General features: G+C 44.1%; 6 protein-coding genes and 1 pseudogene. 2 read left to right on the top strand and 5 right to left on the bottom strand.

The features are described from left to right. A pseudogene (locus tag RAC86_RS28700) lies at positions 1-122 on the bottom strand (site-specific integrase); the annotation flags it as partial. 315 nt (positions 123-437) lie between these two features. Continuing rightward, positions 438-668 (bottom strand): excisionase family DNA-binding protein, encoded by a 231-nt coding sequence (locus RAC86_RS28695; protein WP_029727237.1) that lies wholly within the window; start codon positions 666-668, stop codon positions 438-440. A 184-nt stretch (positions 669-852) separates the two neighbouring features. Between RAC86_RS28695 and ggt the strand changes: the two genes are divergently transcribed. Further along, positions 853-2616 (top strand): gamma-glutamyltransferase, encoded by a 1764-nt coding sequence (gene ggt, locus RAC86_RS28690; protein ID WP_042975924.1) that lies wholly within the window; start codon positions 853-855, stop codon positions 2614-2616. A gap of 162 nt (positions 2617-2778) precedes the next feature. Here the strand turns inward: ggt and yofA are convergent, their stop codons facing one another. Beyond that, positions 2779-3636, bottom strand: coding sequence for a LysR family transcriptional regulator YofA (yofA, locus tag RAC86_RS28685; RefSeq protein WP_377886293.1), 858 nt, complete (start codon positions 3634-3636; stop codon positions 2779-2781). A 128-nt stretch (positions 3637-3764) separates the two neighbouring features. On the opposite strand from yofA, the gene RAC86_RS28680 reads away from it, so the two are divergent. Continuing rightward, positions 3765-4754: a zinc-binding dehydrogenase gene (locus tag RAC86_RS28680; RefSeq protein WP_377886292.1), complete on the top strand. Its 990-nt coding sequence runs from the start codon at positions 3765-3767 to the stop codon at positions 4752-4754. A 56-nt stretch (positions 4755-4810) separates the two neighbouring features. Here the strand turns inward: RAC86_RS28680 and gltD are convergent, their stop codons facing one another. Continuing rightward, on the bottom strand, positions 4811-6292 hold the full coding sequence (gene gltD, locus RAC86_RS28675) for a glutamate synthase small subunit (protein ID WP_014479972.1): 1482 nt from the start codon (positions 6290-6292) through the stop codon (positions 4811-4813). A 16-nt stretch (positions 6293-6308) separates the two neighbouring features. Further along, the coding region (gene gltB, locus RAC86_RS28670; RefSeq protein WP_377886291.1) for a glutamate synthase large subunit at positions 6309-10788 on the bottom strand (4480 nt) is incomplete at its 5' end.

Raw genomic sequence — 10788 nt, 5'->3', positions numbered from 1 at the left:
ATACGGAGCGCGCTGTGTATGCCGAAAATAAACAGAAAATAATCCCGCTTGTTTTTGTTAAGCAAATACTGTTTGACTTCTTGGATTTTCTCTAGCCTGCGAATCGGCTGTACAATATGCATCAAAAAACTCCTTAAAAACCGTTATGTAACGTTTTGAGGTCTATGTTACTATTATAGCTGAAAAACGTTGAATGTCAAAGTGTGGCGGCATTTATGTAACATAATATACATAGTGTTACATAAGCTTTTAAAAAAGCTTCTTCCAACCTTCACCCTATTAAATAAGCTTTAAAGCCTCTTATTAAGCTTTTAACATCTTGGATACTTATCCCCCTGCCATTCCTCGAAAATCCTCTTAAAACGAAATCTGACGCTCCCAATTTTATGGAGCTTCCGCAAAAACATACAAAAAAAGACACAATTTCAAATTGTGTCCTAATCCTCATCCTTTACATCAATATCTTCCGGGATTGGTTCATTTAATATTTCCTGCACAAGTGCTTTGTAATTCTCCAGCTGTTCGAGATGCGTTTTGAACTGCTCCTTATAAATCAAAAATTGCTCCCCGTCATGAACAGCTCTGATTCTTCCTTCGAGCACCAAGCTTTTAATATAATCCTCTGAAAGATTTGTATATTCTGCTGTTTCTTCAATCGTTAAATACATATAGCAGTCCCTTCTTAATCCGTATGCTGATTCTAATATAGCACATGGCTCATATCAATATAATCAATTTTGCACAGAAAAACGGCTTTATGTACTATATAATATACCATTTGTCACTTGTGAAAACGCTGTAATTTTTTTACGCTAAGATTGTAACAATACAGCTTCATATAGGAGGGAGAACATGAAAAGAACGTGGAACGTCTGTTTAACAGCTCTGCTTAGTGTTCTGTTAGTCGCTGGAAGTGTCCCTTTTCACGCGGAAGCTAAAAAACCGCCCAAAAGCTACGATGAGTACAAACAAGTAGATGTTGGAAAAGACGGCATGGTTGCCACCGCACATCCTCTTGCTTCTGAAATCGGTGCTGATGTGCTGAAAAAAGGAGGAAATGCTATTGACGCAGCGGTTGCCATTCAATTTGCACTCAATGTAACAGAGCCGATGATGTCAGGTATTGGCGGCGGCGGTTTTATGATGGTGTATGACGGAAAAACGAAGGATACAACGATAATCGACAGCCGTGAGCGTGCTCCAGCAGGCGCAACTCCTGATATGTTTCTGGACGAAAACGGCAAAGCAATTCCTTTCTCTGAACGTGTAACAAAAGGTACTGCCGTTGGTGTTCCAGGCACTCTGAAAGGGCTGGAAGAAGCCTTGGATAAATGGGGAACCCGTTCGATGAAGCAATTAATTACCCCTTCTATTAAACTCGCTGAAAAAGGCTTTCCGATTGATTCGGTGTTGGCAGATGCCATTTCTGATTATCAGGAAAAACTTTCACGGACTGCCGCAAAAGATGTATTTTTACCAAATGGCGAACCGCTTAAAGAAGGAGATACCCTTATTCAAAAGGATTTGGCTAAAACATTTAAGCTTATTCGCTCCAAAGGCACTGACGCTTTTTATAAAGGAAAATTCGCCAAGACGCTTTCTGACACTGTCCAGGATTTCGGCGGATCAATGACAGAAAAAGATTTAGAAAATTACGACATTACAATTGATGAACCGATTTGGGGAGACTATCAAGGCTATCAAATCGCTACTACTCCTCCTCCAAGCTCCGGCGGTATTTTCTTATTGCAAATGCTGAAAATCCTTGATGATTTTAACCTTTCACAATATGATGTCCGCTCATGGGAAAAATATCAGCTGCTTGCTGAAACGATGCATTTGTCATATGCCGACCGTGCGTCTTACGCAGGTGATCCCGAATTTGTAAATGTTCCTCTCAAAGGCCTGCTTCATCCCGATTATATTAAAGAACGCCAGCAATTAATCAACCTAGATCAAGTGAATAAAAAACCGAAAGCCGGTGACCCTTGGAAATACCAAGAAGGATCAGCAAACTATAAACAAGTTGAACAGCCGAAAGACAAAGTAGAAGGCCAAACAACCCACTTTACAGTTGCTGACCGTTGGGGAAATGTTGTTTCTTATACAACAACAATCGAACAGCTATTCGGAACGGGTATTATGGTCCCTGATTACGGTGTTATTTTAAACAATGAATTAACGGATTTTGATGCGATACCAGGCGGAGCTAACGAAGTACAGCCAAACAAACGGCCTTTAAGCAGCATGACCCCGACGATTTTATTTAAGGATGACAAGCCTGTCCTCACGGTTGGATCTCCTGGCGGGGCCACAATTATTTCATCCGTTTTGCAAACCATTCTCTACCACATTGAATATGGTATGGAATTAAAAGCAGCTGTTGAAGAGCCGAGAATTTACACAAACAGCATGAGCTCTTACCGTTACGAAGACGGAGTTCCTAAAGATGTCCTCAGCAAGCTAAACGGCATGGGCCACAAATTCGGCACAAGTCCGGTGGATATCGGAAACGTGCAAAGTATATCGATCGACCATGAAAACGGCACCTTTAAAGGTGTAGCTGATTCAAGCAGAAACGGAGCGGCGATCGGCATTAATTTAAAACGCAAATAAATAAAAAAACTGTACTCGCTTCAAATGAGTACAGTTTTTTCATGCAGATCTTTAATAACAACAGGCATTGGTAATGCTCTGTATCCCTGATTGCAATCCAAAATGACAGAATGATGACTGCTTCTTTGACAAAATCTTTATTCTGCTAATGCACGTCTATCTTCATCTTTTCATTTCGTTTATCTCATCAAGAAATGTCTGAAACGCACTCGTAATAAAAAAGTCTTTCCTGTATATAAAGACGATCTCTAAGTCTTGATATGATGGTGGCAGCTGATGAATCCATACATTTGTACGATGCTCGGAGCCGTCAACAGCGGACTTTGGGAGCAGCGCCGTACCCATCCCGGCGGAAACACCTTTTATAATAGCCTCCAATGTGCCAAACTCTATGATTTTTTGATTGTGTATGCCTGCTTCCTCTAGTAATCTTTTGACCCTGTCACGATGAGAACAGCCAGCCCCAAAAAAGAGCATCGGCTGCTGAAGCATGTCTTCTGCCGTCCCTTCTCGTGATGAAATCAAAACTAATTCATCATGGGAGACATGGAGTTGTCTAACTGCAGCGTGTTCAACCGGCCCATATACAAAAGCGCCATCAACTTTATGATCAAGAACCTGTTGAATCAAATGATGCGTATCAGCTGTGTTCACTGATAAATCCACTTCAGGAAAACGCCTGAGGAAGGATGCTGCATGCTCAGGCAGATGCGTTACCGCCATTGTTTCCAGTGATCCCATCCGCAAAGGCCCTTTTGGTTGCCTGCTCATTCGGGTCGATTTTTCAGCTTGGTCTAACAGCGATAATACTTGATCTGCATATTGTAAAAGATTTTCTCCTGCAGCAGTCAGCTTCATTCCCCGATTCGTTCGATGAAAAAGCCTGATATTCAAATCTTCCTCAAGGTTATGCACTCTGGCTGTCACATTCGACTGAACATAATTCAGCATCTGGGCTGCTTTCGTTATGCTTCCTTCGCGAGCAACAGCCTGAAAAATTTTTAAATCTCCGCTTTCCACGCGCTCTCACCTGCTTGCTATGATGAAAAGTGATATTGGCTATCATATTTGTTCATTTTACTCGAAGAAAACCGCTATGTAAAATATGTAAAGATATGAAAATACAATTCAATGAGGAGGCAGACAGCATGAAAGCTGTAATTCACAACGGAAAAGCCGGTCTTCTGGGGTTATCAGTTCAGGACGTTCCATCAACAAAGCCTGGATACGGAGAGGTAAAGGTTAAATTAAAATCTGCAGGCCTGAATCATCGTGACTTGTTTCTTATGAAAAACAAATCTGAACAAGATCCTCACATGATACTGGGTTCTGACGGCGCGGGTATCATCGAAGAGATTGGTGAAGGCGTGAAAAATGTTACTGTTCAGACAGAAGTAGTCATTTTCCCGACATTGAACTGGGATTTGACAGAGAATGTACCACCTGTACCTGAGATTCTGGGAGGTCCTTCGGACGGAACACTTGCTGAATATGTGATCATTCCTTCACAAAATGCAATCAAAAAACCTGCTTATTTATCATGGGAAGAAGCGGGCGTTTTACCTTTATCCGCTTTAACTGCATATCGGGCTCTGTTTACAAAGGGGCAATTAAAAAAAGGCGAGCATCTATTGATACCCGGCATCGGCAGCAGTGTGGCAACCTACGCTTTATTTATGGCTAAGGCGATTGGGGCAACAGTAAGCGTGACCTCCCGCAGTGAGGAGAAAAGAAAAAAGGCGCTGAAATTAGGTGCTGATTACGCATTTGACAGCTACAGCAATTGGGATGAGCAGTTGCAGGGAAAAAAGGCGGATGTTGTTCTTGACAGCATAGGACCTGCCCTCTTTTCGGAATACTTCCGCCATGTAAAACCAAATGGCCGTATTGTCAGCTTTGGGGCAAGCTCAGGGGATAATCTCAGTTTTCCGGTGCGTTCTCTATTCTTTCCTCAGGTCAATGTTTTGGGAACCTCGATGGGAAGCGGTGAGGAATTTCAAGCTATGCTCGCTTTCATTGACAAACATAAGCTGCGGCCTGTAATTGACCGGATATATCCTTTAGAAAAAGCATGTGAAGCATATAAAAGAATGCAGGAAGGCAGACAGTTTGGAAACATCGGGATCGTAATGGAATAAAAAAAGAAACCGGCTGGCAGCCAGACCGGTTTCTCTTATATGATAATCCCCTTTATTTACGGAAGAACTGAACTCCCCATCAAATATCGATCCACTTCACGCGCCACTTCTCGGCCTTCATTAATCGCCCATACGATTAAGCTTTGGCCTCTTCTTGCATCCCCTGCGGCGAATACACCATCGATATTTGTTTGATAATCCCCATATGCTGCACTGATTTTGTTATTTACAGAATCAACACCGAACTGTTTCAACAGCGGCTGTTCTGTGCCTTCAAAGCCGATAGCGATAAAGACAAGCTGAGCAGGCCATACTTTTTCCGTTCCAGGCAGCTCGCGGAACTCGTATTTCCCATGCTCATTTTTCACTTTTTCCATTTGGATGGTATGAAGCTCTTTCAGCTTTCCGTTTTTATCCGCAACCATTTTTGTCGTTTGAATGGAGTATTCTCTCGGATCTCTTCCGAATTTTGCTTCTGCTTCCTCGTATGCATATTCAAGCGTAAAGACGTGTGGCTGTTCAGGCCACATATTGTCATTCGTGCGGGCTGGCGGAAGTTTCGGGTGTTTGCCGAATTGGTGCACGCTTTTGGCTTTTTGACGCAGAGCAGTAGCCACACAGTCAGCTCCTGTATCTCCGCCTCCGATTACGATGACATCTTTCCCTTTGGCATCAATGAATTGCTTGTCTTTAAAATTAGAATCTAAATAGCTTTTTGTTGCAAGTGTCAGGTAGTCCATCGCGTAATGGACTCCTTTTGAGTCGCGTCCTTCAATTAAGAGGTCCCGCTGTTTTTGAGCGCCTGTGCATAAGATCACAGCATCAAATTGCTCCTTTAGCTCATCAGCTGTAATGTCAACACCGATTTCTGTGTTCGTGACAAAATCAATTCCCTCTTGCGTCAGCAATTTAATTCGGCGTTCTACAATGCCCTTCTCAAGCTTCATGTTTGGAATGCCGTATGTTAAAAGGCCGCCCGCTCTGTCTGAGCGCTCAAAAACAGTGACAGAATGCCCTGCTTGATTCAGCTGGTCAGCACTCGCCAGTCCGGCTGGGCCCGACCCGACGATGGCGACTTTTTTGCCTGTTCGTTTTTTTGGAATTCTAGGTTGAATCCAGCCATTCTCAAATCCTTTATCGATAATGGTCCGCTCGATGTTTTTAATTGATACGGCCGGATCTGAAATCGCTAAAGTGCATGATCCTTCACAAGGAGCGGGGCATACCCGCCCTGTGAATTCAGGAAAGTTGTTTGTTTTCAACAGACGTTCCAATGCTTCCTTCCATCTGCCCCGGTAGACAAGATCGTTCCATTCAGGAATTAAGTTGTAAATCGGACATCCGGATGTAAATCCGTTAATGTCCGCACCGATCTGGCAAAACGGTGTACCGCAATCCATGCACCGCGCCCCTTGCCGTTTCGATGCTTCTTCTGAAAAAGGAGCAGAATATTCTTTCCAATCCTTTAAGCGAGTGAGAGGGTCCCGCTCCGCAGGTTTTTCTCGTTTGATCTCCATAAATCCAGTTGGTTTCCCCATGTTCCTCTCCCCTTCCTTACTGTACTACCGCTTGTTTTTGTCCCGATGCTGCTGTATTCTGCTTTGGCTTCGTGTTGGCCTCAAAAGCGAACATGATGGCTTCTTCATCTGATAAACCTGCAGCTTTTTGCTCTTGGATGCTTGCGAGCATTTGTTTATAGTTTTTCGGAATGACTTTGACGAATTTCTTCACACTGTCTTCCCATTGATCAAGCAGATCTTCTGCTTTTTGGCTGTTTGTATACGCAGTATGTCTTTCAAGCATTGCTTTGATTTGCTGGATTTCTTTCTCATCCTCTAATGATTCAAATAAAATCATCTCAAGGTTGCATTTGCGTTTAAACGCTTTGACATCTTCGGCCAGTACATAAGCGATTCCGCCGGACATACCTGCCGCAAAGTTTTTGCCTACATCACCGAGAACGACAACGCTGCCGCCAGTCATGTATTCACAGCCGTGGTCGCCAATACCTTCTACAACTACATTCACACCGCTGTTTCGAACGGCAAAGCGTTCACCAGCACGTCCGTTAATATATGCTTCTCCGCTTGTCGCGCCGTAAAAAGCCACGTTGCCGATAATGACATTGTCATCCGAAGCAGAGTTGAATCCTTCTGGTGACTTGACGATGATTTTTCCGCCAGAAAGCCCTTTTCCGACGTAATCATTTGAGTCTCCGTCCAAATAAAGCGTCATCCCTTTAGGAACGAAAGCTCCAAAGCTTTGGCCGGCTGATCCGGTAAAGTGCAGCTTGATTGTATCTTCAGGAAGACCTTCTTCTCCGTAACGCTTTGAGATTTCACTGCCGGTTATCGTTCCGGCTACACGATTTGTATTATTGATTTCAATCGAAATATCAGCTTCTTTTCCAGATTCGATGGCTTCTTGTACAGCCGGGAGAATTGTTGTGATATCAAGCGATTGATCAATTTTATGATTTTGCGGAGCTTGGAATGTCCGCACCCCTTCAGGCTGATAAAGAAGGGTAGACAAATCAAGCTGGCCTGCTTTCCAGTGCCCCTTCGCCCGTTCACTTACATGAAGTACATCAGTGCGGCCGATCATTTCATCAAATGTCTTGAAGCCTAACGCAGCCATGTACTCACGAACTTCTTCGGCAATGAACAGCATATAGTTCACAATATGGTCAGGATCTCCCATGAACTTTTTGCGAAGCTCTGGATTTTGTGTCGCTACACCGACAGGGCATGTATCCAAATGGCAGGCACGCATCATGACACAACCGAGTACAACTAACGGAGCTGTTGCAAAACCAAATTCTTCGGCGCCGAGCAAGGCAGCCATCACAACGTCGCGGCCCGTCATAAGCTTTCCATCTGTTTCTAATACAACACGGTCACGAAGTCCGTTCAGCATTAGTGTTTGATGTGCTTCTGCAAGGCCAAGCTCCCACGGAAGCCCTGTATGTTTAATACTGGTTTTCGGAGAAGCGCCTGTACCTCCGTCATAGCCGCTGATCACAATGACATCTGCAGTCGCTTTGGCAACACCTGCAGCGATTGTTCCTACACCTGCTTTTGACACCAGCTTTACGCTGATTCTTGCGTCACGGTTGGCATTTTTCAAATCGTGGATCAGCTGGGCTAAATCCTCAATCGAATAAATGTCATGGTGTGGCGGAGGTGAGATTAATCCGACACCTGGCGTTGACCCGCGGACATCGGCAACCCATGGATATACCTTGTTGCCAGGAAGCTGCCCGCCTTCACCCGGCTTAGCACCTTGAGCCATTTTAATCTGCAGTTCATCAGCATTGACGAGGTAATGGCTTTTGACACCAAACCGTCCGGATGCAATTTGTTTGATCGCACTTCTTCTATCATCGCCGTTCTCATCTGGAACAAAGCGTTTGGGATCTTCTCCGCCTTCACCGCTGTTGCTTTTTCCTCCAAGACGGTTCATTGCGATTGCTAAAGCTTCGTGCGCTTCCTTACTCAAGGACCCGAATGACATCGCACCCGTTTTAAAACGTTTGACAATCGATTCAGCGGATTCAACCTCCTCCAACTTCAAAGGCTTGCGGTTTCCGTCAAATGCGAACAAGTTCCGCAAAAATCCGATGCGTTCTTCATCAGCCGCTTTTGTATACTGTTTAAACAGATTGTAATCATTTCTGCGGCACGCCCATTGCAAAGTATGAATCGTTTTCGGATTAAACGCATGATGCTCTCCGCCATTTCTCCATTGGAAGTCACTTCCCGGTTCAAGCGTTTTGCTGTAATCATCCTGATACGCTTCCCGGTGGCGGCGCTGTGCCTCTTCTGCAATTGTTTGTAAATCGATGCCGCCTAGCTGTGATGCCGTACCTGTGAAATAGCGGTCGATCACATCGCGGCTGATTCCTACCGCTTCAAAGATTTGGGCGCCTCTGTAGCTTTGCACAGTTGAAATTCCCATCTTGGACATCACTTTTACGACGCCCTCAGTAATGCTTTTTCCATATTTGCTGACCGCTTCTTCATAGCTGATATCCAAACGGCCTTCATCAATTTCCTGCTTGTAGGTCGCATAAGCGAGATAAGGGTTAATCGCATCTGCGCCATAACCGATTAACGCTGCAAAGTGATGCACTTCACGTGCTTCTCCCGATTCCACAATAATGCTGACCTTCGTACGCAGCCCTTTGCGGATTAAGTGCTGGTGCAGCGCGCTTACTGCCAGAAGCGGCGGAATTGGTGTCAGTCGTTCGTTCATCTTTTTGTCTGATAAAATTAACAAACTTACGCCTTGGCTGATGGCTTTCTCTGCCTGTGTGAACATGTCCTTTAAACCGCGTTCAAGATCCTCTGAAAACAGCACATCAATTTTTTGGCTTTTTAAATCAGGATGAACAATCGTTTTCAATGCGTAAAACTGTTCATTGGATAAAACAGGTGTATACAGTTTAATCCGGCGAACATTTCGTTCACTTGGATGAAGAAGATCGCCTTCCGCACCGAGCCAAGTCATCGTTGAAGTGACAAGCTGCTCACGAATCGCGTCGATTGGCGGGTTCGTTACTTGTGCAAACAGCTGTTTAAAGTAGTTAAACAGCGATTGCGCTCGGTCAGAAAGTACAGCAAGCGGAGCGTCATTCCCCATTGAACCAAGGGGATCTTTGCCTTCTTTAATAACAGGAATTAGATACTTTTGGATATCCTCATATGTGTATCCGAATGCCTTCTGGCGAGTAAGAAGATCACTAAATTGTTCTTCTTCTCTTGACTCCGGATCAGGATTTACTTGTACAAGCTCTTCTTCAAGCCATTTTTGGTACGGATACTCAGTTGCAATTTGTGTTTTGACTTCCTCATCGGAGATAATACGGCCTTCTTCCAGGTCGATTAAAAGCATTTTCCCAGGCTCAAGGCGGTTTTTATATAAAACGTTCTCCTGTTCAACTTCAATAACGCCTACTTCAGATGAGAAAATAATATAATCATCTTTTGTGACATAATAACGGGCCGGACGGAGACCGTTCCGGTCAAGGATCGCCCCGATTTGTTTACCGTCAGTAAATGAAATAGCTGTCGGTCCGTCCCAAGGCTCCATCAGGGAGCTATGGTACTCGTAGAACGCCCTTTTTTCCTTGGACATATGCGTATTTTCCGTCCAAGGCTCTGGAATGAGCATCATTGCCGTATGTGCCGGTTTGCGTCCAGCCATCACAAAAAACTCAAATGCGTTATCCAAAATGGAAGAGTCACTGCCATCAGCATTGAGAATCGGCAAAATCTTGTTTAAGTCCTCACCGAAGCTTTCAGAAACAAATTGCTGCTCACGTGCTCTCATCCAGTTGATATTTCCGCGAAGGGTGTTAATTTCACCGTTGTGAACCAAATAGCGGTTAGGATGCGCTCTTTCCCATGTAGGGAATGTATTGGTACTGAAGCGTGAATGAACAAGCGCAAAAGCAGAAACGAATGCTTCGTCTTGCAGATCAGAATAAAATGCATCAACCTGTTCAGGTGTTAAAAGGCCTTTGTAAACAATGGTCTGGCTTGAAAGACTGGCAAAATAAAAATCAAGACCTTCCGTTACTCCCCAATTTTCAGCCTGTTTACGAATGACATACAATTTTCGTTCAAAAGATAAATTGTCCTTTAGATCAGAACTTGCGCCGATAAATACCTGACGGACAAACGGACAGCTTTTTTGCGCCACTGTTCCGATTTTTCCGACATTTACAGGTACAGTTCTCCATCCAAGAACGACTTGGCCTTCTTGTTCAATTAGTGCATTGATTTGCTTTTCAATTTTTTTTCTTTCATCTTCTTTCTGTGAGAAAAAGACCATTCCTACCCCGTAACGTTCTTTTTCTGGCAGATTGATGTCTTTGCACTCTTTTCTAAAGAAAGCATCAGGGATTTGAACCAGTAAGCCGGCTCCGTCTCCTGTATCCGGATCACTGCCTTGCCCTCCTCTATGATCTAGCTGGCAAAGCATCTTAAGTCCTTGTTTGACAATGTCGTGAGTCTGCTTGCCCTTTAAGTGT

It is taken from the genome of Bacillus sp. LR_5 (assembly GCF_042709275.1).
The sequence above is the reverse complement of the archived record's forward strand: the minus strand, read 5'-3'. Positions and strand labels throughout refer to the sequence as shown.

Excerpts from the sequence above, each read along its gene's own strand:
- gltD (WP_014479972.1), bottom strand. The coding sequence starts at position 6,292 with ATGGGGAAACCAACTGGATTTATGGAGATCAAACGAGAAAAACCTGCG.
- RAC86_RS28680 (WP_377886292.1), top strand. The coding sequence starts at position 3,765 with ATGAAAGCTGTAATTCACAACGGAAAAGCCGGTCTTCTGGGGTTATCA.
- RAC86_RS28695 (WP_029727237.1), bottom strand. The coding sequence starts at position 668 with ATGTATTTAACGATTGAAGAAACAGCAGAATATACAAATCTTTCAGAG.
- ggt (WP_042975924.1), top strand. The coding sequence starts at position 853 with ATGAAAAGAACGTGGAACGTCTGTTTAACAGCTCTGCTTAGTGTTCTG.